General features: G+C 58.2%; 24 protein-coding genes, 1 tRNA gene and 2 pseudogenes. 8 read left to right on the forward strand and 19 right to left on the reverse strand.

The window, feature by feature from the left end; all coding sequences use genetic code 11:
- The first annotated feature begins 235 nt into the window (after positions 1-235).
- Positions 236-829 (forward strand): nitroreductase family protein, encoded by a 594-nt coding sequence (locus AC1DIS_RS06200; protein ID WP_007942200.1) that lies wholly within the window; start codon positions 236-238, stop codon positions 827-829.
- A 91-nt stretch (positions 830-920) separates the two neighbouring features.
- On the opposite strand, the gene AC1DIS_RS06205 is transcribed toward AC1DIS_RS06200, so the two are convergent.
- The 6 genes from AC1DIS_RS06205 to AC1DIS_RS06230 form a co-directional block, all read right to left on the reverse strand.
- The gene (locus tag AC1DIS_RS06205) at positions 921-1,853 is read right to left on the reverse strand and encodes a D-2-hydroxyacid dehydrogenase (RefSeq protein ID WP_018926763.1); all 933 of its coding nucleotides are present in this window, start codon (positions 1,851-1,853) and stop codon (positions 921-923) included.
- A gap of 119 nt (positions 1,854-1,972) precedes the next feature.
- Positions 1,973-2,266: a YcgL domain-containing protein gene (locus AC1DIS_RS06210; RefSeq protein ID WP_064619695.1), complete on the reverse strand. Its 294-nt coding sequence runs from the start codon at positions 2,264-2,266 to the stop codon at positions 1,973-1,975.
- A complete protein-coding gene (gene rnd, locus AC1DIS_RS06215) occupies positions 2,263-3,396 on the reverse strand; it encodes a ribonuclease D (protein WP_477743396.1) in 1,134 nt (377 codons plus the stop codon). Before rnd ends, AC1DIS_RS06210 begins: the two co-directional genes overlap by 4 nt.
- Positions 3,397-3,513: 117 nt before the next feature.
- Positions 3,514-4,176, reverse strand: a complete 663-nt coding sequence (locus AC1DIS_RS06220; protein ID WP_477743395.1) for a class I SAM-dependent methyltransferase — start codon at positions 4,174-4,176, stop codon at positions 3,514-3,516.
- A gap of 73 nt (positions 4,177-4,249) precedes the next feature.
- Complete coding sequence (locus AC1DIS_RS06225) at positions 4,250-5,899, reverse strand: phosphoethanolamine transferase (protein WP_258612572.1); 1,650 nt, start codon at positions 5,897-5,899, stop codon at positions 4,250-4,252.
- A gap of 166 nt (positions 5,900-6,065) precedes the next feature.
- Positions 6,066-7,448 carry a glutamine synthetase family protein gene (locus AC1DIS_RS06230; protein ID WP_477743394.1) on the reverse strand — a complete coding sequence of 461 codons (1,383 nt, stop codon included), beginning with the start codon at positions 7,446-7,448 and terminating at the stop codon, positions 6,066-6,068.
- Positions 7,449-7,862: 414 nt separating this feature from the next.
- On the opposite strand from AC1DIS_RS06230, the gene AC1DIS_RS06235 reads away from it, so the two are divergent.
- From AC1DIS_RS06235 to AC1DIS_RS06245, 3 genes are all read left to right on the forward strand, one after another.
- Positions 7,863-9,047 carry a cyanate transporter gene (locus tag AC1DIS_RS06235; protein WP_477743393.1) on the forward strand — a complete coding sequence of 395 codons (1,185 nt, stop codon included), beginning with the start codon at positions 7,863-7,865 and terminating at the stop codon, positions 9,045-9,047.
- A gap of 15 nt (positions 9,048-9,062) precedes the next feature.
- Positions 9,063-10,010 carry a DMT family transporter gene (locus tag AC1DIS_RS06240; protein ID WP_477743392.1) on the forward strand — a complete coding sequence of 316 codons (948 nt, stop codon included), beginning with the start codon at positions 9,063-9,065 and terminating at the stop codon, positions 10,008-10,010.
- A 147-nt stretch (positions 10,011-10,157) separates the two neighbouring features.
- The gene (locus AC1DIS_RS06245) at positions 10,158-11,093 is read left to right on the forward strand and encodes a LysR family transcriptional regulator (RefSeq protein ID WP_019020897.1); all 936 of its coding nucleotides are present in this window, start codon (positions 10,158-10,160) and stop codon (positions 11,091-11,093) included.
- Positions 11,094-11,096: 3 nt separating this feature from the next.
- Here the strand turns inward: AC1DIS_RS06245 and AC1DIS_RS06250 are convergent, their stop codons facing one another.
- From AC1DIS_RS06250 to AC1DIS_RS06265, 4 genes are all read right to left on the reverse strand, one after another.
- Positions 11,097-11,459, reverse strand: coding sequence for a 5-carboxymethyl-2-hydroxymuconate Delta-isomerase (locus AC1DIS_RS06250; RefSeq protein ID WP_258612575.1), 363 nt, complete (start codon positions 11,457-11,459; stop codon positions 11,097-11,099).
- 52 nt (positions 11,460-11,511) lie between these two features.
- Positions 11,512-12,438 (reverse strand): LysR substrate-binding domain-containing protein, encoded by a 927-nt coding sequence (locus AC1DIS_RS06255; protein ID WP_033064228.1) that lies wholly within the window; start codon positions 12,436-12,438, stop codon positions 11,512-11,514.
- 169 nt (positions 12,439-12,607) lie between these two features.
- Positions 12,608-12,799, reverse strand: coding sequence for a YegP family protein (locus AC1DIS_RS06260; RefSeq protein ID WP_018926774.1), 192 nt, complete (start codon positions 12,797-12,799; stop codon positions 12,608-12,610).
- A gap of 714 nt (positions 12,800-13,513) precedes the next feature.
- Complete coding sequence (locus AC1DIS_RS06265) at positions 13,514-14,011, reverse strand: hypothetical protein (protein ID WP_064619715.1); 498 nt, start codon at positions 14,009-14,011, stop codon at positions 13,514-13,516.
- Between the two features lie 205 nt (positions 14,012-14,216).
- On the opposite strand from AC1DIS_RS06265, the pseudogene AC1DIS_RS06270 reads away from it, so the two are divergent.
- A pseudogene (locus AC1DIS_RS06270) lies at positions 14,217-14,640 on the forward strand (NUDIX hydrolase).
- Between the two features lie 510 nt (positions 14,641-15,150).
- Here AC1DIS_RS06270 and AC1DIS_RS06275 read toward each other — a convergent pair.
- The 6 genes from AC1DIS_RS06275 to dapA all read right to left on the reverse strand — a co-directional run bounded on the left by AC1DIS_RS06275 (position 15,151) and on the right by dapA (position 19,628).
- Positions 15,151-15,432, reverse strand: a complete 282-nt coding sequence (locus tag AC1DIS_RS06275) for a hypothetical protein (protein ID WP_237229566.1) — start codon at positions 15,430-15,432, stop codon at positions 15,151-15,153.
- A gap of 504 nt (positions 15,433-15,936) precedes the next feature.
- Positions 15,937-16,026, reverse strand: a tRNA-Ser gene (locus tag AC1DIS_RS06280).
- 85 nt (positions 16,027-16,111) lie between these two features.
- Positions 16,112-16,825 (reverse strand): phosphoribosylaminoimidazolesuccinocarboxamide synthase, encoded by a 714-nt coding sequence (gene purC, locus AC1DIS_RS06285; RefSeq protein WP_018926775.1) that lies wholly within the window; start codon positions 16,823-16,825, stop codon positions 16,112-16,114.
- A 28-nt stretch (positions 16,826-16,853) separates the two neighbouring features.
- The gene (locus AC1DIS_RS06290) at positions 16,854-17,612 is read right to left on the reverse strand and encodes an MBL fold metallo-hydrolase (RefSeq protein ID WP_477743391.1); all 759 of its coding nucleotides are present in this window, start codon (positions 17,610-17,612) and stop codon (positions 16,854-16,856) included.
- Positions 17,613-17,616: 4 nt separating this feature from the next.
- On the reverse strand, positions 17,617-18,732 hold the full coding sequence (gene bamC, locus AC1DIS_RS06295) for an outer membrane protein assembly factor BamC (RefSeq protein WP_018926776.1): 1,116 nt from the start codon (positions 18,730-18,732) through the stop codon (positions 17,617-17,619).
- 17 nt (positions 18,733-18,749) lie between these two features.
- Positions 18,750-19,628, reverse strand: a complete 879-nt coding sequence (gene dapA, locus AC1DIS_RS06300) for a 4-hydroxy-tetrahydrodipicolinate synthase (protein ID WP_007941448.1) — start codon at positions 19,626-19,628, stop codon at positions 18,750-18,752.
- 326 nt (positions 19,629-19,954) lie between these two features.
- On the opposite strand from dapA, the gene AC1DIS_RS06305 reads away from it, so the two are divergent.
- Together AC1DIS_RS06305 and AC1DIS_RS06310 are read left to right on the forward strand one after the other, a co-directional pair.
- Positions 19,955-20,515 (forward strand): glycine cleavage system transcriptional repressor, encoded by a 561-nt coding sequence (locus tag AC1DIS_RS06305; RefSeq protein WP_007898662.1) that lies wholly within the window; start codon positions 19,955-19,957, stop codon positions 20,513-20,515.
- Positions 20,516-20,525: 10 nt separating this feature from the next.
- Entirely contained in the window at positions 20,526-20,999 is a 474-nt protein-coding gene (locus AC1DIS_RS06310; RefSeq protein WP_018926778.1) for a peroxiredoxin, read from the forward strand.
- Between the two features lie 65 nt (positions 21,000-21,064).
- Here AC1DIS_RS06310 and AC1DIS_RS06315 read toward each other — a convergent pair.
- Positions 21,065-22,006 (reverse strand): annotated as a pseudogene (locus AC1DIS_RS06315) (AI-2E family transporter); the annotation flags it as partial.
- A gap of 31 nt (positions 22,007-22,037) precedes the next feature.
- Positions 22,038-22,277 carry a sulfurtransferase TusA family protein gene (locus AC1DIS_RS06320; RefSeq protein ID WP_007941445.1) on the reverse strand — a complete coding sequence of 80 codons (240 nt, stop codon included), beginning with the start codon at positions 22,275-22,277 and terminating at the stop codon, positions 22,038-22,040.
- Between the two features lie 97 nt (positions 22,278-22,374).
- On the opposite strand from AC1DIS_RS06320, the gene AC1DIS_RS06325 reads away from it, so the two are divergent.
- Positions 22,375-23,808, forward strand: a complete 1,434-nt coding sequence (locus AC1DIS_RS06325; RefSeq protein ID WP_018926780.1) for a M48 family metalloprotease — start codon at positions 22,375-22,377, stop codon at positions 23,806-23,808.
- A gap of 75 nt (positions 23,809-23,883) precedes the next feature.
- Here the strand turns inward: AC1DIS_RS06325 and AC1DIS_RS06330 are convergent, their stop codons facing one another.
- Positions 23,884-25,314: a DegQ family serine endoprotease gene (locus AC1DIS_RS06330; RefSeq protein ID WP_019647985.1), complete on the reverse strand. Its 1,431-nt coding sequence runs from the start codon at positions 25,312-25,314 to the stop codon at positions 23,884-23,886.
- Between the last annotated feature and the right edge of the window lie 15 nt (positions 25,315-25,329).

Below are 25,329 nucleotides of genomic sequence, written 5' to 3' on the forward strand. Positions count from 1 at the left end.
TCTAGTGCCAAGGCATCGGCGGGCCAAGCATTGGCGACTGCCGGTACGACGGCACTTGTCAGTTTTTGCGCCACCCAGTAGCTTTGCCAGTCGCAAGGAGCCCTCCCCAAGTGCCATTAACGCTCAACCGCGTTGCATTCAGGTGAACTGCTGGCTCAAAAAAACTGGCGCTCAGCTCAACTGTACCCGCCGGTTTTTCGACGACCCCCACTTTCAAACGTAAAGGAATCTCTTGATGAGTGCTAATCCACGCGTTGCCGATTACGCCATTCACCCTCAGTTCACCGATCGCTGGTCGCCCCGCGCCTTCACCGGTGAAACCATTCCCGAAGAGACCCTGCTGAGCTTCTTCGAAGCCGCCCGCTGGGCACCATCGGCGTACAACTCGCAGCCTTGGCGGTTTCTCTATGCGCGTCGCGACACGCCGAACTGGGAGCGTTACCTGGGCCTGCTGAACGAGTTCAACCGCAGCTGGGCGCAGCACGCCTCGGCACTGGTGATCGTGATCTCGAAAACCACCTTCGTGGCACCTGGCGCCAGCGAAGAAACCCCGGCGCTGTGGCACACCTTCGACACAGGTTCCGCCTGGGGCCACCTGGCGTTGCAAGCGAGCATCAGCGGCTGGCACACCCACGGCATGGCCGGTTTCGATCAGGAGCTGACCCGCAAGGAGCTGAACATTCCTGAAGGCTACGCGCTGCACGCCGCCGTGGCGATCGGCAAGCTGGGCGACAAGGCGACACTGGCCGAGTACCTGCAAGCACGTGAAGAGCCAAGCCCGCGTCGTCCGCTGAGCGAGTTGGCGGCTGAAGGTAATTTCACCCTGTAAAAACAAAAGGTCGCAGCCTGCGGCAGCTCCCTACAGGTGTTCACAAAGCCCTGTAGGAGCTGCCGCAGGCTGCGACCTTTTCAGCTGCGCCTCAATACCCGCGCGCGAAATCCACTTCCCCACGCAACGCTTCACCCGCCTGATACGCCCGCAGGTTCTCGACAAACAGCTTCACCATCGCCGGTGGCGAAGTCGGTGCCGAGCTGTGGCCGGTCAGCAGCAGGCCCCACGCGGTCCAGAACGGATGACGTTGCGGCAGTGGTTCCTGACGGCAGACGTCGATCACAGCCCCGGCCAGATGCCCTTCCTTCAAGGCTTCCACCAGATCCGCATCGACCACCGCAACGCCGCGTCCGACGTTGATGAACAACCCCGTCGCCTTGAACTGCTTGAACAGGGCAGCGTCATACAGGTCGTGCGTATTGGGGGTATTCGGCAGCAGATTGATCACGTAATCCACCTCACCGACCAGGCGCGGCAAATCGCTCAGCGCGCCGACTTCGACAAAGGGCGCCTGCTCCCGGGCAGTGCTGGCGATGCCATATAACTCGACGCCAAACGGCAGCAGAAACTGCGCCACTGTCTGACCGATATCACCGGTGCCGACAATCAGCACCTTTCGTCCAGCCAGGCTTTGACCCTGGCGATTGTCCCATTTGCGCTCGACCTGGCTGACCAGCCGCGCCAACACTTCGCGCTCGTGGCCGAGCATGTAAGTCAGCACGTATTCAGCCATGACCTGACCAAAAATCCCTACCGCGCGAGTCAGCCGATAGTGCCGTGGCAAGCCATCGGCCAGCAGCGGCGTGATACCGGCCCAAGTCGACTGCAGCCATGCAGGCGTATGGCCCTGACGCAACAGCGTCGCCAGCAGGTCCGGCTGACCGAGCCAGACCTGGCAGTCGGCGGCCTGACGGGCCAGTTCGGCGGAGTCACCGCTGGTCAATACTTCCAGATCAGGAGCTGCCTGACGCAACAGTTGGGCATACACAGGGTGGTCGTGTTCAGCAATCAGAACGCGCATGTTTCAAACCTTTCAAAAGCAGTGCAGACGACCGCCGACAGAGGATCACTCCATCGTCACGGCCATCGCCAAAATCATTCCAGTGTTTCATAAGGCTCTGAATAGAGCCTGTCTGCCGATTACATCGGGTCGTTGCGGCGCAGCAATTCTTCCGGCAAGTGTTCGATGTATTCATCCTCGGCCGGTGGCATTTGCAGGTGGTAGCCCTGCTTTTCGAGGTTCTCCAGTACTACAGCAATGTCTTCGCGCGACAGCTTGCGCTCGGGGGTCAACACCAGGTCGAAAGCGTGGATGGCTTTGCCGAAAGCCGCCATCAGGGGTTCAGGCACGCGCTCCAGTGCATCGCTTTTGAGCACATAGAGGTACATCCCGCTTTTCTTCGAGCTTCGATAAATCGAGCAAATACGTTTCAAGGCTGTTCTCCGGCGGTGGCCAGGCTGTCGAGCAGCGCCTGGCCCATCAATTCGCGGCGCCAGCCACGCAGCGAATCAGGCAATTGGTAAGGACCATTGGGGAAGCCGCTCTTGAGCAGCGCTTCCAGGGTTTTCTTGCGCAGCATCAGCTCCGGCGCGATGTTCAGGCGCTCGGCTTCGGCCTGGCCGATGGCACGCAGCTGTTTGACCAGCGCGGCGGCTTCCACCGGCAATGGCTCCGGCACCGCTGGCGGCCACTGATCAGGCGACACACTGCCAGAGCGCTTGATCAGATCAAGCAGAAATTCGCCGTCCTGACGCACGGTGCGCGGGTGCATGTCTTCGATTTTCGCCAGTGCGCCGAGGTTGTCCGGTTGGGTGCGTGCCAACGGCCACAGTGAATGTTCACGGATAATGCGGTTGCGCGGCAGATCACGGGCGCGGGCTTCACGCTCGCGCCAGGCGCAGAGTTCACGCAACACGGCGAGTTGGGCGCGGGACAGCTTCCAGGCCAGTTTGGCGTCGCGATAGACCTCGTACGGGTCGACCTCGCGCCGCAGATTGGCGACCAGCTCGGCACCGTCTTCCAGGACCCACGCGTATTTTTCGTCAGAAAGCTTCGGACGCAGCTGTACGAAAACCTCCGCCAGATGCACGGCATCTTCGGCGGCGTAGCTGATCTGAGTCTCGGACAGTGGACGTTGCAGCCAGTCGGAACGGGTCTCGCCCTTGGGCAGGTCGATGCCGAGCACGTCCTGCACCAGCCGCGAATAGCCCATGGAGAAACCCAGGTTCAGGTAAGCAGCGGCCAGTTGGGTGTCGAACAGCGGCGCCGGCAGACTGCCGGTCAGGCGCAGCAGGACTTCGAGGTCTTCGCTGCACGCATGCACGACCTTGACCACGGCCGGGTTTTCCAGCAACGCGGCCAGGGGCTGCCAGTTGTCGATGGTCAGTGGGTCAATCAGGTAAGCGCGTACGCCATCGCCGACCTGCAGCAGACCTGCGATCGGGTAAAAGGTGTCGACCCGCATGAATTCGGTGTCGAGGGCAACGAATGGCAGCTGCTGCCACTCGGTGCAAAACTGACCGAGGCTATCGTTGTCGCGAATCCAGTGAATATCGATGGCCACACGGCTCTCCCTTGAAGAATGGCGCGCAGTATATATCGCCCCCGGCGATTTCCGCGCATCCACTGAACAAGAGCTTTAGCGAAAATACCTGCCGGACAGCAAGAATTGTCTGAAAGGCTAGCTGTCCTTACGCAACACGTAGAGCCGCATCCGCGTGCAACCCGGTACCAAGTCCTGATGACTGAGCAAGCAGAAACCCGCTTGCCTGAACTCGGCCTCAAGCTCGGCCTTGCTGGCCTGTGGCTGGGCCTGTGCGCCCTCCACGTCCGAACGCTCGAGCTTGAAACGCCCATCAACCCGCACCGCCACAATCACGGTATCGCGACTGACCCGGTGGAACTCGCCCAGCATGGACAATCGATGCTCGGGACAGGCGATGCGTTGAAACAGTTGCAGGCAAAAAATGCAGTCAACCGCATTCGCCGACAAGCCGATGGTGAAGGCAGAACTCTGAAAGGTCTTGATCCGTTTCAGCAGGTTCTGCGGATGGTGGGTGCTGGCGTGATCGAGCATGTCCTGAGACGGATCGGTCGCGAGAATCACCCGGTTCGCATGCTCGGCCAGAACTGGCCAGAAACGCCCGACCCCGCAGGCCACATCAAGAATCAATCCCGGTTCGCCAGCGACCTGAAGCGCGTTACGCACCAATTGCTCTTCGCGCCAGAACGTCAAACGCCCCGCCAGGCCGCGCGGTCGCGGCTGTTTACAGACGCGGGCGTGTTCCTGATCGTAGCGCCGGGCGAACTCAAGCTCGAAGGCGGATGGGGGCTGCGCGGACATGTGTAATGGCTCTTGTTGGATGTTCCAGGCGCCGCAGATTAGCGGTCGTTACGTGAAAAAAAGCTCGAGTCGCTCATTTTTTAGCCAGCACACCGTCGCCCATTGCGCCGCGGCATCCGGCGAACATATCCAGACCCGGGTTGTAGACCGTGCTGTTGACCTCCAGCAGACCGAGCATCGAATGGAACAGGTTGTCCTGGCTCAAGGGTTTTTCACGACTCAGTTGCAGGCAATGGGTGTCCACCGAGAACGACTTTTGATAGCTGTCGGAGAACCACGCCAGCATCGCTACATGTTTCTGTTGTTCCGGTGCGAGCATGTAAGGCGTGCCATGCAGGAACAGGTTGTATTCGCCCAGCGACTCGCCGTGGTCCGACAGATACAGCATCGCGGTATCGACTTTGCCCTGGTTGCTGCGCAACAGATCGATCAGGGTCGACAGCACGTGGTCGGTATACACCAGCGTATTGTCGTAGCCATTAACGATGCTTTCGCGGCTGCAATTGTTCAGCGCATTGCTTTCACACACAGGTGTGAAGTGTTCGTATTCTTTCGGGTAGCGCTTGAAGTATTCCGGACCGTGACTGCCCATTTGGTGCAGGACCAGCACGGTGTCTTTATTCAGCGTGTCGATGAAGTGCTGCATGCCTTGCAGGAGAATTTCATCGCGGCACTCGCTGTTGGCGCACAGCACAGGGTCTTTCAGGTCACTCACGTCATCGACAGTGACCCGATCGCAGGTGCCTTTGCAGCCCGACTGGTTATCGCGCCAGATGACCTCGAGACCGGCACGCTTGAGCACGTCCAGCAGGCCTTCCTGGTTCTTCGCCTTGCTGGCGTCGTAATCCTTGCGACCCATGTTGGAGAACATGCAGGGCACCGACACCGCCGTTTCCGTCCCGCACGAATGCACATCGGTGAAGGCAATCAGGCCGGATTCCTTACTCAGTTTCGGCGTGGTGTCGCGGTCATAACCCAGGATGCCGAAGTTCTCGGCCCGGGCACTTTCGCCCACCACCAGTACCGTCAGGGATTTACGGTCGTGGGCCTGCCAGGCCGGTTTTTTCTGGGCATCTTCACCCAGTTTGGCGAAAGGTTGCCGTGCAGACACCACTTGCTCACGCAGATAACCGAACGAGGCACCGATGTAGTTGCTCGGCACCACCATCAGACGCAATTCATGGTGATTGCGAAACAACGACGACAGGCCTTGATAGTTGACCAATGCGACACCGCCGATCACCGCAACCGACGCGACACTCACCAGCACTTTACTTAATAACTCACGGTGCCAGCGACGATAATTAACCGGGATTTTCCACAACAACCACGACGGCAAGACGCCGAGCAGCACGATATAAACAAACAGTTTTAGCGAGAGTAAGTCGCGTACTTCCGTGGCATTGGTTTCGGCGAAGTTACGCAACATACCGGCGTCGATCAGCACGCCATATTGGCTCATGAAGTACGCCACACCGGCACTGATCAGAAAGATCAGCGTCAACACGGGTTTCATCACGGGTCGGAATGCCAGCAAGGTCAGCACAATGTTGAAGGCCGCCAGGATCATCAGCCCGAACGCGACACGCATGACGATGCCTTGACCGTCTGCTGCGGTGATATCGAAGAGGTGTTGCCAGAGAACTAAATTGAACCCTGCCAATAGAAAGGCACTGGAAACCAACGTCACCCATTCGGGGCGCACGGCTTTGAACTTCAACATGTGATCGGCTGTTCCTGAAAAGAAGTGCCCGCGGCAAATGTGAAAATTTCATTGACCGAGACGCCACAAATCTTAATCAGTCAACCATCAATATTTCGTGAAAAAGAAGCCAACGAATAGTTGGCTTCTGGTATTAGGCCAAAACTTCCAACACTGGCGACCCGTTTCAAGCCTGATGCAGATACCAGCGCCAGTCCTGCTCACCGACTTCGCCCATGAATTGCCGGTATTCGGCGCGTTTCACTGCCAGATAGACACCTAGAAACTCACTGCCGAATGCTTCCCCGGCCCAATTCGAGCCTTCCAGCGCTCGCAACGTGGTCAACCAGTCGGTCGGCAACAATTGCGCGGCCTGGGCGTAACCGTTGCCCTCCACCGGCGCCCCGGGGTCAAGTTGCTCGCGGATGCCGCGATGAATACCGGCCAGGATCGCCGCCGCCGCCAGATACGGGTTGGCGTCGGCACCACAAATACGGTGCTCGATATGCCGGGAGAATGCCGGCCCGCCGGGCACTCGCAAACTCACGGTGCGGTTGTCCACGCCCCAGGTAGCCGCCAGAGGGGCGTAGCTGTTGGTCTGGAAACGGCGGTACGAGTTGGCGTTCGGACAGAACAACAGCAATGCATCGAGCAATGTGGCGAGCATTCCGCCGACCGCGTGTTTGAGCAGCGGCGTGCCGTCCGGGGCCTCGCTGGCGAACAGGTTATTGCCGTCCTTGTCCGCCAGGCTGACATGCATGTGCATGCCGGTGCCGGCCAGGTCATCGAACGGCTTGGCCATGAAACAAGCCGTCATCCCGTGCTTTTGCGCCACGCCCTTGACCAGCCGCTTGTAGCGCACGGCTTCGTCCATCGCCTGCAAAGCGTCGGTGCGGTGTTCGAGGGTGATTTCCACTTGCCCCGGCGCGTATTCGGAAATCGCCGTGCGCGCCGGAATGCCCTGGAGCTTGCAGGCGCTGTAGAGGTCGGCCAGAAATGGCTCGATCTGTTCCAGTTCACGCAAGCCGTAGACCTGAGTCCCGCGTGGCCGCCCGCCATCGACATCCCGCGCCGGTTGCGGCCGACCGTTGCCGTCGCGCTGCTGATCCAGCAGATAGAACTCCAGCTCCGCCGCCATCACCGGGTAATAACCGTCGGCCTGCAAGCCTTCGATGACCTTGGCCAGCAGGTGCCGTGGGTCGGCGATGGTCGCGGGCATGCCCTCTTGCGGATGCATGCTGACCTGCACCGCCGCCGTGGGAATCAATCGCCACGGCATGCGCTGCAAACTGCCGCTGACGGGATAAGCGCGGCAATCGATATCACCGACGTCCCAGACCAGACCGGAGTTTTCCACGTCATCGCCATTGATGGTCAGTCCCAGGATGGTACTCGGTAGTGGCCGACCGCTTTCATACACCGCCAGCAACTCATCGCGATGCAGTAATTTGCCGCGTGGCACTCCGTTATTGTCGAGGATGAACAGCTCGAACATCTCGATATCCGGGTTCTGTTCAAGAAACGTCAGGGCTTGTTCTTTCGTAGCGAAGGATGTCGTGGCACAGCTCATGGGAGACCTCGTCTTTCCGCGTCAGGCAAACGCACAGGCGCCGCCGGTTTGATCCCGGCGCACAGCGCGGGACCTGTCAGAACAATCAGCGGGAGATGCAGGAATCCGGCGGGCGCGCGTGACGGCAGTGCCACAGCGCCCAGAAGGCCAGTTCGGAAGGGAGTGCGACTGGACAACCGTCCATAGGGAAGACCGCGATAAACAGATGAGCAGCAGCGTCACACGGGCGGTTAAGCCGTTAAATCGGGATTTGAAGAACCTTGGGTGTGGATTGGCTAAACAATCGATTATTCGCTAAAGGGGATTAGCCGAGCGGTACAGTTATTTAATTTCTAAATACTGCTCCAGACTTTCTGATTTGCCGCCTCCAGGGCTCGCGCGCCTAATCGGCTCCTTGTTCCTGAAGGTCCGATTATGGAAAACGTTCGAGCAACCTCCCGCCCTGCCCCCTGGCTGATGTTCAGCATCATTCTTGTCGCCCTGAATCTGCGTCCGTCCATGGCCGCTGTCGGCCCGTTGCTGTCAGCCATTCGCGGTGATATCCCGCTGAGTTTCAGCCTGGCCTCGCTGTTGACCATGCTGCCAGTCATGGCCATGGGACTGGCAATGTTCTTTGGTATCGGTATCAGTCAGCGCTTGGGCGAGCAGCGCACCGTCGTGCTGTCGCTGCTGATCATCGGCCTGGCCACGGTGTCGCGGTTATTCCTTGATTCGGCGGCGGAACTGATCCTGAGCGCCGTGCTGGCCGGCGTCGGCATTGCGCTGATTCAGGCGCTGATGCCGGCCCTGATCAAGTCCCGTTTCAGCGACAACGTTTCCGTGTGCATGGGTCTCTACGTGACGTCGATCACGGCCGGCGCGGCAATTGCGGCGTCATTCGCGCCGTTGGTGATGACCCGCACCGGCAGTTGGCGAGTGGGGTTGGCGATCTGGGCGGCACTGGCGCTGGCGGCGTTGCTGTTCTGGTGCGTTCAACGCACGGGAATGCCGACATTGGGGGAAAAGTCGTCCCGCAAAGAATCCTTTTTCCGCAGTTCCCGTGCCTGGTTACTCGCGATCTTCTTCGGCCTGGGCACGGCGTCCTACACCTGTGTCCTGGCCTGGCTGGCACCGTACTACGTGGAAAAAGGCTGGAGCGAACAACAGGCCGGCTTGTTACTGGGCTTTTTGACGGCCATGGAAGTGTTGTCGGGGCTACTGACGCCCGCCATCGCCAACCGCAGCCGTGACCGGCGCCTGGTGCTGGTGGTGTTACTGGCACTGATCATGGCCGGTTTTTGCGGTCTGATTCTGAGCCCGCAACACCTGAGCCTGCTGTGGCCGTGCCTGCTGGGACTGGGCATCGGCGGGCTGTTCCCGATGAGCCTGATCGTGTCGCTGGATCATCTGGACAATCCCCAACGCGCGGGTGGGTTGACCGCCTTCGTGCAAGGCATCGGTTACCTGATCGCCGGCCTCTCGCCGCTGATCGCCGGGATGATTCGCGATCAACTGGGCAGTTTCGAATGGGCCTGGTGGTCACTGATGGGCGTCATGGCACTGATGATTCTGATGGTTCTGCGCTTCGATCCGCGGCATTACGCCAAACACATTCATTAACCCGGAACCCCCACCATGAAACGCAAAGGTTTTGCTGCCGCTCACGTCGGCATGTTGCTCTGGGCGCTGTTGATTGCCGTCTCGTTTTCCGCGGCAGCCCAGGTCAGCCAGGCCATCGACCCGATTCTGCTGACCGGGTTGCGCTTGTTGTGTTGCGCCCTGGTGTTTTTACCCCTGCTGCTGTTCAAGGGCGATACCGCCATGACCGCCCGCGGCCTGCTCGGTCATGCCGTGCTCGGCATGCTGCTGGCGCTGTACTTCGGCTCGTTGTTCGAAGCACTGCGTTACACTTCGGCGGTGAACACCGGGACGATGTTCACTCTGGTGCCGTTGCTGACACTGCTGTTCGAAGCCATCCTGACACCCGACAGCCGCCTGAAACAGCGCGTGTTGCCCATGCTGGTTGCCGCGGCCGGCGCCATGCTGCTGGTATTGAAAGGCGCAGGCCCCGGCGAACTGCCGTCGCTGTACGCGGTATCGGTGTATGCGGTCGGTTGCCTGGCAATGGCGCTCTACTCGCCCCTGAGTCAACGGCTCAAGGCCAACAGCCTCAAGGGGCGCGGCCCGGTGGGCATGACTTTCTGGAACATGCTGTTCGGCGCACTGTTTCTATTGGCGTTTTGTGGATTCAGCGGCGGCTGGCGTTCGGCGTCGTTGCTGAGCGCGAGCGATCTCTGGTGGTTGATCTACCTGGCCCTGTTTGCCACCCTGGCGACTTTCTGGCTGCTGCATCGAGCCATTGGCGTGATCGCCCCTTCCTCAGTCATTTCCTACATCTACCTGAGCACCCTGTTCATCACATTGTTCCACTGGTTGTGGCTACGTCAGTCGCCACGCGCCCTGGAAATCATCGGCGCGTTGCTGGTGGGCGTCGGCATGTTGGCGCTGTTAATATCCAGCCGCGATGCGATGCCTGCACAGCAATCAGCGCTGAAGGCCTCTGGCCATGTTTCGGGCGATTGAATTCACAGGTCGTGTTCATAACACTATCTGTCCCACAACTGACCATGAAACATCCTACAAGGCATTCTCTTGGTACTATCGTTCCGCTAAGATCATTCGCACACGTTTGCGCACGGTCAGCGCAAGGAGCACAGCGAGACAGAACGGATGCTGAACAGTAACTTGCTTAGAAAGCTCGATATGCAAGACCTCATGGTGTTTGTTGCCGTGTATGAGCAAAGCAGCGTCACCGGTGTGTCGGAGGCACTTTGCGTCAGCCAGTCCACCGTGAGTTACTGCCTGAAAAAACTGCGCACCAGTTTCGAAGACGAGTTATTCATCAATACCCGCACGGGTATGCGCCCCACCTACAAAGCCAGCACCATGTATGCCCATGTGCTGAAGATTCTCGAAAGCATCAACCTGTGTCACGCCGGGACACCAACGTTCGATCCGACCTTGCAACCAGTCACCTTCAATATCTGTGCGCCGGAGTACTTCGAGCAACTGATCCTGCCGCGCCTGTTGAAGAGCTTCGATTTCGCCGACCTGCCGGTGATGGTCAACATGCACAAGTTCGAAACCGACATCCCGGCCGAAGAACTGCGCGACGGCAGCCTCGACCTGGTGGTCTGTTTCGGCCCGAACTTTCATCGAAGCCACACCGACTTCAACTCCAGACGACTACTGGAGGACGATCTGGTCTGCGTCTTCGACAAACGCGCCACGCCGCTGGAGCCGCGCTTGAGCCTGCAAGCGTTCACTGAACGTCGGCATGTGTTCCCGACGCCCTGGACGTCCACCACCAACATGGTTGACGGCTGGCTGGCTCAACAGGCCCACAAACGCCAGATTGTCGCGCGCTCCAACAGCTACAGCGCGGCACTGAAGATGATCACCGGCACCGACTTCATCCTGACCTTGCCCCGGCGCATCCAGCAATTGCTGGCCAATGAGGCGATCTTCAATCACTGCGAAGCGCCCAATGGTTTACCGGGCTTCACCCTGGACATGCAGTGGAGTCAAAGCGTCGACCAGGACAGCGCCAACACCTGGCTGCGCGAGCAAGTGATCAAGGCCTGCGCCGAGCAGGAAATGGCCTGAAACTCAGAGGCCGATGGCAGTCTTGGTGTAGGACTCTCGATCGATGTCGATGATTTCCACACAGAGTTGAACCTCAACCCCGACCGGCCATTCGCACACATCCTGCACCACGGCCAGCAGGCTTTCGGACAACTGCTTCTTGATCTGCGGCGAGCGACCGCTCAATAACGACAGCTTTACATGCATGAACGCCCGCTCGCCCGGTGCGGTACCCACCCTGAAAGTCTCGACCTTCACCGCACGGGCCTTGATGTCGAACTCTTCAAACTGCCCCGAAGCGACCAGCGCGTTGTTGAGTCGCATCAATGCCACATCGGCATTCAGTTCGGACAGGTTGGCGGTGTATTCCATGTGCAGGTGGGGCATGACGGGGTTCCTGAGGATTGGCAGAAAGGTCGTAGATATAACACCGCCCTGCTCACTCTGTCAGCGGAAGGATCGGACGTTCACTCATGAACGCCTCCAGGCGCGAGCGCAGCCAGCGTTCAGCCGGGTCGCTGTCGACATGACTGAGCCAGACCATGGACAGGTCCAGGGTCGGCGTCTTGAACGGAAACGGCTCTTTGAACAGTTGGCCTGACGCGGCCATCGCCTCCGCCGTGTAGTCAGGCAGGCTGGCGATCAGATCGGTGCCGGCGAGCAACGCCGGCAATGAGCTGTATTGCGGAACGGACAGCACGACGTGGCGTGTTCGGCCAATCTCCGCCAGCCATTCATCGGCGTAGCCACTGACATTGGCGGTGTGGGACACCAGCACGTGCGGCCGCGCGCAATATTCATCGAGGGTCAACGGCGTATCCGACGCATCTGCACGCAAGATACTGGGCTGGATATGACGCAACAATTTGCGCTTGGCGTTGGCCGGCAGACCGCGCGTCTGGCTGATACCAACGGTGATATCGCCAGACGCCAGCAAGTCGGGAATGCGCCAGTAGTCAACATGCTGGACCACGAACACCACCTTCGGCGCCTCCTGGCGCAAGGCGCGCAGCAACGGTGGCAACAGGCCGAACTCGACATCGTCCGACAGCCCGATGCGAAACGTCATGGTGCTGCTGAGCGGATCGAAATCGTGGGTCAGGCTCAAGGCCACCGACAGCGAATCCAGTGCCGGCGACAGATGCTGAATGATCTCCTCGGCCCGCGCTGTCGGCTCCATGCGATGGCCGACCCGAATGAACAGCGGATCGTTGAACATCGTCCGCAAGCGGTTCAGCGCCGCACTGATGGTCGGCTGACCGAGGAACAGCTTCTCCGCCACCCGCGTGACGTTGCGTTCGAGCATCAATGTCTCGAACACCACCATCAGGTTGATGTCGGCCTTGCGTAGTTCGTTGCGATTCATCCGTTGCACCCCGGTCCCCAAGACTGGATGACAGTTTAGGGAGGTGTCGCGATCGGCGTCTATGCAGGTTGGCAAACGACCCGATCCATAAAATCCGGGGGCACTTACCACTCAGGAGCGCCCGACTGAAACGAAGCTGCTCTGATTGAGCAGCTTCACCGCCTGGAACCTATATCTCCTTGACCGGTGTCTGCTCTTGAGTCCCTTTGATCAAATCGATGGCATGCACGCAATCAGACTTGTTGACGTAAGCCTCCCCACTGGCAATCGTTTCATGATTCCCCGCTCGCAAACGCCAGCGCCATTGGCCCTTGCCGGTCTGTGAGGTGCCACGGGTTTGCCTGTAAATCTCAAAGTACATTGATCGCTCCTTGCGATGGCTGATTACGACAGATCAGAGACCTGCGAAACCAGAGTAGATGAGGAATTTTTGCGGCAACGTCTTTCAATGTCAGGGGATATTTCGAAGGAAAAACCTTGATTGCCGAAACGATCAATGAATACGGGGGACGGTAATCAGAACGACTTGGTGGAGTTACTTTTCCTGTGGACGGACATATCTTTCTTACGCTGTTGTGCTGATTTTTCCGACACCAAAAACTCGGGGGAAAGCAGGACGAATGCGAAAATAGCCCGACGGAAAAAACTGCGTAAACGAAAAAACCCCGTAGATTTTCATCTACGGGGCTTTCTATGTATGGCGGAGAGATGGAGACTCACCTAAACGACATCCCCCTCCAACAAACGCCGTGCTTTAGCACCACCCAAAAAACAGCAAGATTTATTTTCTCAGCCCGAAAACCGAACGCAATTGAAGTAAATCGAAAAAATTGGCGCTGGCCAAGAAATGATCAGAAGCAGAATGACTGACGTCTACCTATTTAGGTCTCGCCACCCATTGCCACTTTTGATCCCGGCTTTACAGGCTAGCAGTAGCCGGTTCCCGTCTGACTCCATGGCACCACTACTTAATAGAGTCCCAATCAGTGCAACTGCTGCCGCTATACCCGCCTTCATGATAGTTTTCTTGGTGTTGTGAAAAGCGGTCTCGGATCGCACAGCCGCTGTTGTCCATTCACTTCAATTTGCATGCTTGTGTGAATTTATCCGTTTCTCGTGTAGATCCACCTACGGACACGGTCCCAGACCATTTAGAGTCAAACTCTTCCGACTGGAGCCCAAGTTGGATCACTGACTTCGCCTCACGAAGATCAGCTAAAACCTTGAGGATTTCCTCTTTCTCACGAGTGACGTACTGGGTGTATTGGTTATTGCGTTTCGCGCTCTCTACTGTGAAGCGATGGATCTCACCCTTGTCTACTTTGATGAGAAGTTTCCACTCTGAGCTGGTCCGCCCATCAGCCCATTTTTCTTCTTGCAAGAGTGCGAGGGAGAGGCCATCCGAATCGCAGTCGAATGCAACCGCTTGGCTCGGACTGATGTTGCCGAGAAGCATTGCTTTCTTGTCGCCTGAGAAGATGTCGTCCTGAATGGTTGTATCCCATTGAGCGCTGGCAGTAGATGAAATGGCAATACCGATAAGTACAACCGTTGCCGCTATCCCTGCTTTCATGTCGATATCCTTAGGAAAGATTGGCTGATCTTAGCTGCTCTCTGGGCACCTTGCCATCACATCACTCGTTCACCCTAGGCTCAAAAGCGGATGGCTAATGCACCTTAACGATGTCCACATATCAATTGGGTTTTCTTGTTAGCTGATATCACCTAGGCTTTCCAACTGATCAACAGCTGAAATTACAAGCCAAGGAGAAGATGGCATGACGGTAGATAAAGCCTGCCCGGTAGTGCTACGGAGAAGTGAAACGCTAGAAATTTTGGCTTTTGAGCATCCGCTGGCAGGTCTGCAATTGGTCAAAGGTAGCGTGGAATCCGGAGAGTCAACTGAAGTGGCCTCTGCACGAGAGCTGGTCGAAGAAGCCGGGATTCAAGGCAAGGTGATACGAGATTTGGGTACGTTGCGCTCGCATATAACAGGACCACATGTGGGCATTCCATGAGTGTCATGTTGCGCAAGACCTGCCTGATACCTGGGTTCATCATACTGAAGATGATGGAGGACATGAGTTCATTTTTTTTTGGCATCCATTAATGAGTGAGCCCTCAGAAGCGTGGCATCAGATTTACAAAGATGCGTTGGGATTTATAAGACTTAGTCTCGCTAAAGCGCCAATGGAGAATTGACACTCAATTGCCACCTGTACGGCACGCCCATTTATGCAGCAGCAGTTCGGTAATCTCACTAGCCTGCTGCGTCGGCATAATCATTAAGGCGCGTCACCACCTCTACGCTAGCAACTTAGCTGTTAGCCGTCACCTGACGCGCTCATAGTCAAGAGTCCATCTCGCCCAACTACTTACTATCACGAGGTTTGGTGCCGTATTTTCCAGTGTACGGGTTCACATTCCCTTTCGTACTGTAGTTATTATTCCTAGTGGTATCTGGATTTGTAGCGTGGGAAGGTCCGACATACGTTCCGTTACTTCGCGTATACCCACTGATGGTATGATCAGAACGACTTCCGTAAGAATAACTAGACTTGTACGAAGAATGCCCGCCGTAACTGCTACCACGAGCATAAGCATCCCCTGAAAGCGCTACTGCCGCCACCACAGCCGCCAAAAACAATGCCTTTCTCATACAACCTCCCGTTTCAGATCAATGAGAGCTCAACGATGCTGTCATCAAGTCACTCATTCCTCTTCGTCGTCATCCGATGAGGCCACTCCGCTGCCGTCTTCAACGTACGACTGACAACCTTCGTTGAATGACTGAGAAGGCGTGCTGCATGAGTTCTCGTCATCAATATCATTCTGCTCTGCCCAGTTATACCCAGCCTGATGCCCTGAGCAGTCACCCTGGCATTGATAGCCATCGAATGTGGCTGCGTAAGCCATCGCGCTGCCCAACAACAGCATTACCAGCGCGATGAATGCTCTCATTGGTGAGACTCCATCGGTAATGCTTGCGAGCATGATTCTCTCCAATTGAAAGCGCCACTTCGTGGTTACACAAACTGTAGCTCACTTTCTCTAGCGAGTTGCTGGGATTGGTGGAATGCCCGGAGTATCACGTCGCTCGCGGCGACTTCGCACTGCTTCATTCCGCTGCGTGATGACTGCGACTTGTTTGATGTCATCGCACGACGTATGGATGCGGAGCCCTCCTCCCCAAGCGAGCAGAAGGGCACTTAAACGCGCGATCCATGAAATGTGCGGTGAGCGCTTAGAGAGAGCCGAAAAGTCTTCCGGCTGCTTATGAGACGGGCAAACCACCCGTAATCCACAACTAGCTTATGCGATCTTAAATGCGCCCAATCCTCTGATGCTGACCCGTTTAGGATCATGTTTGGGCCTTCTATTTTATCGGCGATGTAACCGAGCCAACCAACCTTCGCTCTTGCCCTAAAAATGCCCTAAACCAAAAAACCAGAAACGAAAAAGCCCCGTAGATTTTCATCTACGGGGCTTTTCTATGTATGGCGGAGAGATAGGGATTCGAACCCTAGGTACCGGTGAAGGTACAACGGATTTCGAATCCGTCCCATTCGGCCACTCTGGCATCTCTCCAACGGCGCGCATCATAACAGCACAATCGCCGGAAGCGAACCCCCCTTTAGCGATTTTTTTCCGTGCTATCAGATGCTTGCGTCGATTAAAGCGGTACGCCCAGACGGTTGGCGACTTCTTCGTAGGCTTCGATGACGTCACCGAGGCCCTGACGGAAGCGGTCCTTGTCCATTTTCTTCTTGGTGGCCTTGTCCCACAGACGGCAGCCGTCCGGGCTGAATTCGTCGCCCAGAACGATGGAGCCGTCGGAGAACACGCCAAATTCGAGTTTGAAGTCGACCAGCAGCAGGCCGGCGTCGTCGAACAGTTTGCTCAGGACTTCGTTGACCTTGAGCGACAGTTCTTTCATGCGAACCAGTTGCTCGGCGGTGCCCCAACCGAATGCCACTACGTGGGATTCGTTGATGAACGGGTCGCCCTTGGCGTCGTCCTTCAGGAACAGTTCGAAGGTGTAAGGGTTGAGCTTCATACCCTCTTCAACACCCAGGCGCTTGACCAGGCTGCCGGCGGCGTAGTTACGCACGACGCACTCGACCGGAATCATGTCGAGTTTTTTCACCAGGCATTCGTTGTCACCCAGCAGTTTGTCGAATTGAGTCGGCACGCCGGCTGCTTCGAGTTTCTGCATGATGAAAGCGTTGAACTTGTTGTTCACCATGCCTTTGCGGTCGAGCTGCTCGATACGCTTGCCGTCGAACGCCGAGGTGTCGTTGCGAAACAGCAGGATCAAGCGGTCAGCGTCGTCGGTCTTGTAAACCGATTTGGCTTTGCCGCGGTAGAGTTCTTCACGTTTTTCCATGATGGGCTCCGCTTGCTAAGTAGGTGGGCTAGGCGATGTGTCGCCAGTCGAGCCCTGAATCTTGATCGGCTAGTTGCAGCCAGTCCGGGTCGCACCCGAGGGTGTCGACAAAACATTGCCGGGCCAGCTGCGGCAGGTTGTTCTTGCTGCTCAGATGGGCCAGGACCAGGTGTTGCAGGCCTTGCCAGCCCAACTCGGCCACCAGGAATGCCGCCTGATGGTTGTTCAAATGTCCCAATTCACCGCCCACCCGTTGCTTGAGAAAGTACGGGTAGTGACCGCGAGCCAGCATGTCACGGCAATGGTTGGCCTCGATCATCAACGCATCGAGGTCCCGATAGCCGTCCAGCACCTTGTTGCAGTATGAGCCCAGGTCGGTCAACAGGCCGAAACGCCGCTGACCGTCGCTGAAAACATACTGCGTCGGCTCCTGTGCATCATGGGCCACGGCAATGACGCCGATGCTCAGATGGCCGATTTGCAGTTGCTCGCCGCCAGCCAGAAGGCCTGCGGGTTCAATCGGTTTGCGCATCCCGCGCAAGGTCCCGCGACTGAGGTAGACAGGCAGATTGTAACGCCGAGACAGCAAACCCACGCCATGCACGTGATCGGCATGTTCGTGGGTCACAAGTATCGCGCTCAACTGCGCAGGGTTTACCCCAAGGCGCAGCAGGCGTTTTTCGGTTTCCCGCAAGGAGAAACCACAATCCACCAGCACATACGTGTCATCGCTGGCTACCAGCGTGCCGTTCCCTTGGCTACCGCTGCCGAGAACGGCAAAACGCATGCGATCAGCCCAGGTTGTCCTGAATCACGGTCAACACTTTGCGCGCCACGTCTGCTGGCGCCACGGTGTTGATGTTTTTCTCGACGGTGACTTGTACGTTCTCGCCGACCTTGCTCAGGCGAACCTGATAACGCTCGGCGCGGGCTTCAACTTCTTCCTTGTTCGGCTTGCTGCCGAACAGGCTGCCGAAGAAACCTGGCTGCTCATCCTTCTTCTCGGCCTTTTCGGCGAGGTTGATGTAGTACAGGCCCAGGCTGCGGTTGATGTCTTCAACACGCCATTCGCCCTGTTCCAGCGCACGACCGACGCTCGACCAGGCACGATCCAGGTCGGTACCGACGTTGAGCACCGGGTTGCCGCTGCCATCCTCGGTCAGGCTGACACGGCTTGGCGTATCGAAATCACGCGAGGCCAGCATGGAGACCGAACCGCCCTTCTCCGAAGTGCGGCTCATGCTCGCGAGCATGTCGTCGACCAATGCTGCGTCCAGGCCGGTGTTGACCGAACGATTGGTGAAATCGACGTTGGCGGTGCTGCCGGCAGGACGCTCGGCGCTGACCACATAGACTTCACTGGTGTTGCGCTGCACGCCTGGCTCGATACGCACCCGTACGCGGGTTTCGCTGTCGGCGCCGACACCGGCCGCGCTCAGGCGCTTGGCCATGGCTGCGGACAGTTCGTCGGAATGTTGCCAGGTGGTAGTGAACTCACCGGTTTGCGGGCGCTGTTCGTCCAGACGGAAACCGTTGTCCTGGAAGAACTGCACGGCCACTGGCCAGACTTCGGCCGGTGGGTTCTGCGCCATGATCCAACGCGAATCGCCGCTCTTCTGCAAGGAGTAGGCGCTGATATCAGCCGCCGCCGACAGCGGCTGCGGACGAGGCACGACATATTCGCCCTTGGCTGTATCGTCGGCCACATTGCGCGGGATCGGCAACAGTGGATCCAGACGCTTGGAGGTGCTGACGTTCGGTGGCAGTTGCATCGGTGCAGTCTGTTGCGCTTCCAGGTAATCGCTACCACGGTCACGGAAGTAACCTTCCGGGCCCCAGATCCATCCGCAGCCACTGGTGCTGGAGATAATCAAGGCAAGTGCGGAAAGTCCGGCCATTCGCTTCATGCGTAGTACTTCCTCAATTAAACCAGGACGCCGGACTGGCGCATGGCCTGCCGCAGCGGTTCGTGACAGGCAGCACTGAGCCAGGTGAGCGGCAGACGGATACCGTCCGGCATCAGGCCCATTTCATGCAGCGCCCATTTCACGGGGATAGGGTTGGATTCGATAAACAGGGTTTTATTGAGTGGCATCAGCTTTTCGTGGATCGCCCGGGCTTTGACGGCATCACCGGCCATCGCAGCGGCGCACAGCTCGCTCATGGCGCGCGGCGCAACGTTGGCGGTCACCGAAATGTTGCCCTTGCCACCGAGCAGCATCAGCTCGACCGCGGTCGCATCGTCACCGGAATAGACCAGGAAGTCGCTGCTCACGCCGGCCAGGATGTCCTTGGCGCGCTGCAGGTCGCCCGTGGCTTCCTTGATGCCGATGATGTTCTTCACGGTCGACAGGCGGATTACCGTCTCGGCCTGCATGTCGCACGCGGTACGACCCGGCACATTGTAAAGAATCTGTGGGATATCGACCGCTTCGGCGATGGCGCGGAAGTGCAGGTACAGGCCTTCTTGCGTCGGCTTGTTGTAATAAGGGGTTACCAGCAGGCACGCGTCGGCGCCAGCGTTCTTCGCGTTGGTCGTCAGTTCGATCGCTTCACGCGTCGAATTGGCGCCCGTACCGGCGATCACCGGAATACGCCCTGCAACCTGGGCAACCACGCGACGAATCACTTCGATGTGCTCGTTCACGTCAAGCGTGGCCGACTCACCCGTAGTGCCGACCGCCACGATGGCGTTGGTGCCCTCTTGCAGGTGGAAGTCCACCAGTTTGCTCAGGCTGTCCCAGTCGAGACGACCCTGTGCATCCATGGGTGTGACCAGTGCCACCATACTGCCCGCAATCATGCAACCGCTCCTGCCGGAAAAAGAGAGCGGTAATGGTACTGGCGCCAAGATGCTTGTACAAGCGAAGTACTGCGCTGCCGCCATTCCCCTTGGCGCTGCTTTTCGCTACCCTTCAGACTTTGATCGGTACTGATAAGCTCGTACGCCGGTTTCCAGCCTCCATTTTCGGCATCACAAGCCCCGATCCAGCGTTGCCACCCCTCGCTCTTGCCATACTGGAGCACGTTGCAACCTTCGGCTGGGGGTTTGTGAATTCGCATCCGCAGGCTCGTCCCGGCAAAAAGCCCATAAACAGTATCGACCGCTCATCGCTTTAGGAATGCTGCATGTCCACCCCCACAGTTCGCGAACAATTCCTTGTCATCAGTGCCCTCGGCGCCAACCCCATGGAGCTGACTAACGTCCTGTGCCGCGCCAGCCATGAAAACCGCTGCGCCGTGGTCACCTCTCGCCTGACGCGTCATGGCGAATGCAGCGCGCTGATCCTTGAGATCTCCGGCAGCTGGGACGCCCTGGCGCGCCTCGAAGGCAGTCTGCCAGTACTGGCCAAACGACACGCTTTCACTGTCAACGTGGTGCGCAGCGCAGCCCTGGAGAACCGCCCCCAGGCCCTGCCGTACGTCGCCTACGTCAGCTCGGCCTACCGCCCGGACATCATCAACGAGCTGTGCCAGTTCTTCATGGACCACAACGTCGAGCTGGAGAATCTGACCTGCGACACCTATCAGGCTCCGCAGACCGGCGGCACCATGCTCAACGCCACGTTTACCGTGACCTTGCCGGCCGGCACCCAGATCAGCTGGCTGCGCGACCAGTTCCTGGATTTCGCCGACGCCATGAACCTGGACGCACTGATTGAACCGTGGCGCCCACAAAACCCAATGTAAGGAAGCTTTCATGGCCGTAGCCATCGACCAACCGGTTGCCGACTTCGAAGCACCCGCCACCAGCGGGCAGACCGTCAGCCTCGCGGCCCTCAAAGGCAAGCAAGTGGTGATTTACTTCTACCCGAAGGACAGCACGCCGGGCTGCACCACCGAAGGCCAGGGTTTTCGCGACCAGTACGCGGCGTTCAAGGCGGCCAACACCGAGGTGTTCGGCCTATCTCGCGACAGCCTGAAGTCTCACGAAAACTTCAAGTGCAAGCAGGAGTTCCCCTTCGAGCTGATCAGCGACAAGGACGAAGCCATCTGTCAGCTGTTCGACGTGATCAAGCTTAAAAAGCTCTACGGCAAGGAATATATGGGTGTTGATCGCAGCACGTTCCTGATCGACAAGGATGGCGTGCTGCGTCAGGAATGGCGCGGCGTGAAGGTGCCGGGGCATGTGGATGCGGTTTTGGCGGCTGCTCAGGCACTGAACAAGGCCTGATTTTTTTTGGCGTCTATTCGGACGCCTTCGCGGGCAAGCCCGCTCCCATAGGGATGGCATGAACCGCAGATGATCGCCACCGGGTGCAGGTTGACCGCCTCCGAGAACAGCAGCGGCACCAGCACGTTACCGTCCAGCGTCTGGATGATCCCGTAGACCGCCATCAAATAGATGAACTGATCGCTCCACCCCCATTGGAACAGCGCAATCAGCAGCACCGGCACGGTCACCACCACCGCCCCGACATAGGGCACCACTACCGACACACCCACCAACAACGCCAGCAGCGCCGCATAGTTGAGCCCCAGCGCCACGAAAGCGATGTAGGTCACGCCCCCACAAATGAAGATTTCGATGACCTTGCCACGAATGTAATTGGCAATCTGCCGGTTCATTTCCTGGGCGACTCGAGTGATCAGCGCTCGCTCCCGCGGCAGGTAACCACGCACCCACTGGCCGATCATCTCCCGGTCCTTGAGGAAGAAGAACACCAGGATCGGCACCAGCACCAGGTAGATCATGATGTTCACCAGCAGCGGCAAGCTCGACAACGAGAACGTCAGCGCCCACTGGCCGAATTTGCCGATCTCGCCCCGCGCCACTTCGATTGCCTGTAGCACTTGCTCATCCGACACCAGATGCGGATAACGCTCGGGCAGCAGCAATAGCAGTGATTGCCACTTGGCGAGCATGCCGGGCAATTCGTTGAACAGCGTGATCAACTGATGCCAGAGCAATGGCACCACGACGAGGATGAATACCAGCAGCCCCCCCATGAACAACGCGAAGACCAGCCCCACCGCCGCGGCCCCCGGCAGACGCAGGCGCTCGAGGATCACCACCAACCCCTGCATCAGATACGCCAGCACCATCCCGGCCAGCACTGGCGCAAGCATTCCACCCAGGGTGAGTACGGCGGTAAATGCCAGAAACAGCAGCACCGCCAGCACCACGGCCTCTTCATCCGAGAAATAGCGCTGAATCCAGTCGCGTAACACTTTGAACATCAATAATCCTTAGGAACGAACGCCGCAGGTTTCAGGCTTTTTTCAACCAATAGCGGTAAACGCCCGCCTCATCTTCTTCACGAAGCAGCGTATGACCGGCCAATCGGGCAAAGGTGCGAAAATCGCGCTGAGAGCCCGCATCGGTGGCAATCACCTTGAGCACCGCCCCGCTGGCCAGTCGGTTGAGTTCCATCTTGGCCTTGAGCAACGGCAGCGGACAATTCAGACCGCTGGCGTCCAGCTCGGCGTCGTGGGTTACAGCGTCAGTCATCGAATCACTCCGGGGCAGGGGTTGAGTCGCTTAGAATATCTGGTCCCAAGCGTAGTGTCCGGCTACAGTAACGTCTTTGTCGACTAAGGCTTTGTGCATGACTTTTTTGCGCCCTACCCTGCTGACGCTCGCTTGCCTGCTCGCCTCACCGGGCTTCGCCGACGACTTGCCGTCACTCGGTGACGCCAGTTCTGCCATCGTCTCGCCGCAACAGGAATACCAACTGGGCCGTGCGTGGCTGGCGATGCTGCGCAGCCAGGTGTCGCAACTCAACGATCCGCAACTCAAGGATTACGTCGAGTCCAGCGTCTACCGGCTTGTGGAGACCAGCCAGGTCAATGACCGGCGCCTGGAGTTCATCCTGATCAACAGCCCACAGCTCAACGCTTTCGCCGCGCCGGGTGGGATCGTCGGCGTCAACGGGGGCTTGTTCCTCAACGCCCAGACCGAAGGCGAATATGCCTCGGTCCTGGCCCACGAACTGGCCCACTTGTCGCAGCGTCACTTCGCCCGTGGTGTCGAAGCCTCGCAACGCATGCAAGTTCCTATGATGGCTGCATTGCTGGCCGGGATCGTGATTGCCGCTGCCGGCGCAGGCGATGCCGGGATCGCAACCATTGCCGGCACCCAGGCGGCGGCGATGCAGGAACAACGACGGTTCTCGCGCCAGAACGAACAGGAAGCCGACCGTATCGGCATCATGAATCTGGAGAAGGCCGGTTACGATCCGCGCTCGATGCCGACCATGTTCGAACGGCTGATGCGCCAGTACCGCTACGATGCCAAGCCGCCGGAATTCCTGCTGACTCACCCGGTGACCGAATCGCGTATCGCCGACACCCGCAACCGTGCCGAACAGGCCAAACCGGGCGGTATCGAAGACAGCATGCGTTATCAGCTGATTCGTGCACGCGTGCAGCTGATCTATGAAGAAACCCCAGGCTTGGGTGCCAAGCGCTTCCGCGCCCAACTCGATGAAAACCCGAAAAACGACGTCGCGCGCTATGGCCTGGCAATCGCCCAGATCAAGGGCGGCCAGCTGAATGAAGCTCGCGAGAACCTCAAGCAGCTGCTGACCAAGTCGCCGAACGAGATCATCTACAACCTGGCGCAGGTCGATCTGGACATCACCAATAATCGTCTGCCCGATGCTCAGTCACGGGTTGACCGGATGCTGACTCAGTATCCGGGCAACTACCCACTGAATCAGGTGCGTGTCGATCTGCTGCTCAAGCAGAATCGAGCAGCCGATGCGGAAAAAGCGCTGGAGAACCTGCTCAAGACCCGCCCCGAAGATCCGGACGTCTGGTACCTGGTGGCCGAGACTCGCGGCCTGTCGGGCAACATCATCGGCCTGCATCAAGCTCGTGCAGAGTACTTCGCACTGATCGGCGATTATCGCCAGGCGATCCAGCAACTGGACTTCGCCAAACGCAAGGCGGGCAGCAACTTCCCGCTGTCATCGCGGATCGACGCACGGCAACGCGAGCTGATGGAGCAGGAACGCATGGTCAAGGACATGATGGGCTGACCGCTTCGAGGTCAAAATTCAGGTACAAAAAAACCGCCTCTTTCGAGGCGGTTTTTTATTCAGCCGACAACCGGTTTATTCAGCCAGTTTGAAGGTGATGAAGCTGGCGCGACCCTGGCGCAGAACCCGCATCGACACCGAGCGGTTCTTCGGCAACGCCTTGGCGATCTCGGTGAACTCCTTCGTGGAGCCGATCGCCTGGTTGTTCAGGTGAGTGATCACATCACCAGGCTGCAAGCCGATCAGGGCAGCAGGACCGTCCTGCACGTCCTTGATTACCACACCACCTTTAAGGTCGTAGGCTTTCTTCTGCTCATCGGTCAATTCGGCCACGGAAACACCCAGGCGATTGCTGCTGCGCTCCGCGCCAGATTTAGGCTGGGCGTCCAGCTCTTTGCCTTCTTCAGGGATAGCGCCGACGGTCAGCTCGACATTCTTGCGTTTGCCTTCGCGGATCACCTCAAGATTGGCTTTCGAGCCGGCCTTCAGCGCACCCACCAAGTGCGGCAGATCGGCGGACATGACGATCGGTTGACCGTTCATGCTCAGGATCACGTCGCCCACTTGCAGGCCACCCTTGGCAGCCGGACCGTCATCCTGGATCTGAGCCACCAGCGCACCGGCCGGTTTCTCAAGACCGAACGACTCGGCCAGATCTTTGCTCACTTCCTGGATCACCACACCCAACCAGCCACGGCTGACTTTACCGCCGCTTTTCAGCTGATTGGAAACGTCCATCGCCACATCGATAGGGATCGCGAACGACACGCCCATGAAGCCGCCGGAACGGGTGTAGATCTGCGAGTTGATGCCGACCACTTCACCGGCCAGGTTGAACAGCGGACCACCGGAGTTACCCGGGTTGATCGGCACGTCGGTCTGGATGAACGGAACATAGTTTTCGTTCGGCAGGCTGCGACCAATGGCACTGACGATGCCTTGGGTCACTGTGTGATCAAAGCCGAACGGCGAGCCGATGGCCACGACCCACTGACCGGCCTTCAGGTCCTGCGATTTGCCGAGCTTCAGAACCGGCAGGTTCTTGCCTTCGATTTTCAGCAAGGCGACGTCGGAACGCGGATCGGTACCGATCAGCTTGGCTTTCAACTCACTGCGATCGGCGAGGCGCACGAGAATCTCGTCGGCATCGGCGATCACATGGTTGTTTGTCAGGATGTAGCCGTCAGGCGAAATGATGAAACCCGATCCCAGGGACTGCGCTTCGCGCTGGCGATCGCCACGAGGTGAGCGTGGCTGCTGCGGCATACCACGCTCAAAGAACTCGCGCAGCATCGGCGGCAAGCCTTCAAGATCAGGCATTTGCTCGCTGGACACTTTGCGTTCCGGCAACTTCTGGGTAGTACTGATATTCACCACCGCGGGCGAGGCCTGCTCGACCAGTTGCGTGAAGTCAGGCAAGTCGGCCGCTTGCGCAGTGACCGCCTGACCGAGCACCAGCACGGTGGCAAAAATGGAGAGATAAGACTTCAAGCGTGGTATCGACATACGGCTCCCGTTACG

It is taken from the genome of Pseudomonas sp. 05N433, assembly GCF_056396925.1.

Bases quoted from the DNA above. Each gene is read 5' to 3' on its own strand.
- AC1DIS_RS06200 (WP_007942200.1), top strand. From the start codon at position 236: ATGAGTGCTAATCCACGCGTTGCCGATTACGCCATTCACCCTCAGTTC.
- AC1DIS_RS06205 (WP_018926763.1), bottom strand. From the start codon at position 1,853: ATGCGCGTTCTGATTGCTGAACACGACCACCCTGTGTATGCCCAACTG.
- AC1DIS_RS06220 (WP_477743395.1), bottom strand. From the start codon at position 4,176: ATGTCCGCGCAGCCCCCATCCGCCTTCGAGCTTGAGTTCGCCCGGCGC.
- AC1DIS_RS06225 (WP_258612572.1), bottom strand. From the start codon at position 5,899: ATGTTGAAGTTCAAAGCCGTGCGCCCCGAATGGGTGACGTTGGTTTCC.
- AC1DIS_RS06230 (WP_477743394.1), bottom strand. From the start codon at position 7,448: ATGAGCTGTGCCACGACATCCTTCGCTACGAAAGAACAAGCCCTGACG.
- AC1DIS_RS06235 (WP_477743393.1), top strand. From the start codon at position 7,863: ATGGAAAACGTTCGAGCAACCTCCCGCCCTGCCCCCTGGCTGATGTTC.
- AC1DIS_RS06240 (WP_477743392.1), top strand. From the start codon at position 9,063: ATGAAACGCAAAGGTTTTGCTGCCGCTCACGTCGGCATGTTGCTCTGG.
- AC1DIS_RS06245 (WP_019020897.1), top strand. From the start codon at position 10,158: ATGCTGAACAGTAACTTGCTTAGAAAGCTCGATATGCAAGACCTCATG.
- AC1DIS_RS06250 (WP_258612575.1), bottom strand. From the start codon at position 11,459: ATGCCCCACCTGCACATGGAATACACCGCCAACCTGTCCGAACTGAAT.
- AC1DIS_RS06255 (WP_033064228.1), bottom strand. From the start codon at position 12,438: ATGAATCGCAACGAACTACGCAAGGCCGACATCAACCTGATGGTGGTG.
- AC1DIS_RS06260 (WP_018926774.1), bottom strand. From the start codon at position 12,799: ATGTACTTTGAGATTTACAGGCAAACCCGTGGCACCTCACAGACCGGC.
- AC1DIS_RS06265 (WP_064619715.1), bottom strand. From the start codon at position 14,011: ATGAAAGCAGGGATAGCGGCAACGGTTGTACTTATCGGTATTGCCATT.
- AC1DIS_RS06275 (WP_237229566.1), bottom strand. From the start codon at position 15,432: ATGCTCGCAAGCATTACCGATGGAGTCTCACCAATGAGAGCATTCATC.
- purC (WP_018926775.1), bottom strand. From the start codon at position 16,825: ATGGAAAAACGTGAAGAACTCTACCGCGGCAAAGCCAAATCGGTTTAC.
- AC1DIS_RS06290 (WP_477743391.1), bottom strand. From the start codon at position 17,612: ATGCGTTTTGCCGTTCTCGGCAGCGGTAGCCAAGGGAACGGCACGCTG.
- bamC (WP_018926776.1), bottom strand. From the start codon at position 18,732: ATGAAGCGAATGGCCGGACTTTCCGCACTTGCCTTGATTATCTCCAGC.
- dapA (WP_007941448.1), bottom strand. From the start codon at position 19,628: ATGATTGCGGGCAGTATGGTGGCACTGGTCACACCCATGGATGCACAG.
- AC1DIS_RS06305 (WP_007898662.1), top strand. From the start codon at position 19,955: ATGTCCACCCCCACAGTTCGCGAACAATTCCTTGTCATCAGTGCCCTC.
- AC1DIS_RS06310 (WP_018926778.1), top strand. From the start codon at position 20,526: ATGGCCGTAGCCATCGACCAACCGGTTGCCGACTTCGAAGCACCCGCC.
- AC1DIS_RS06320 (WP_007941445.1), bottom strand. From the start codon at position 22,277: ATGACTGACGCTGTAACCCACGACGCCGAGCTGGACGCCAGCGGTCTG.
- AC1DIS_RS06325 (WP_018926780.1), top strand. From the start codon at position 22,375: ATGACTTTTTTGCGCCCTACCCTGCTGACGCTCGCTTGCCTGCTCGCC.
- AC1DIS_RS06330 (WP_019647985.1), bottom strand. From the start codon at position 25,314: ATGTCGATACCACGCTTGAAGTCTTATCTCTCCATTTTTGCCACCGTG.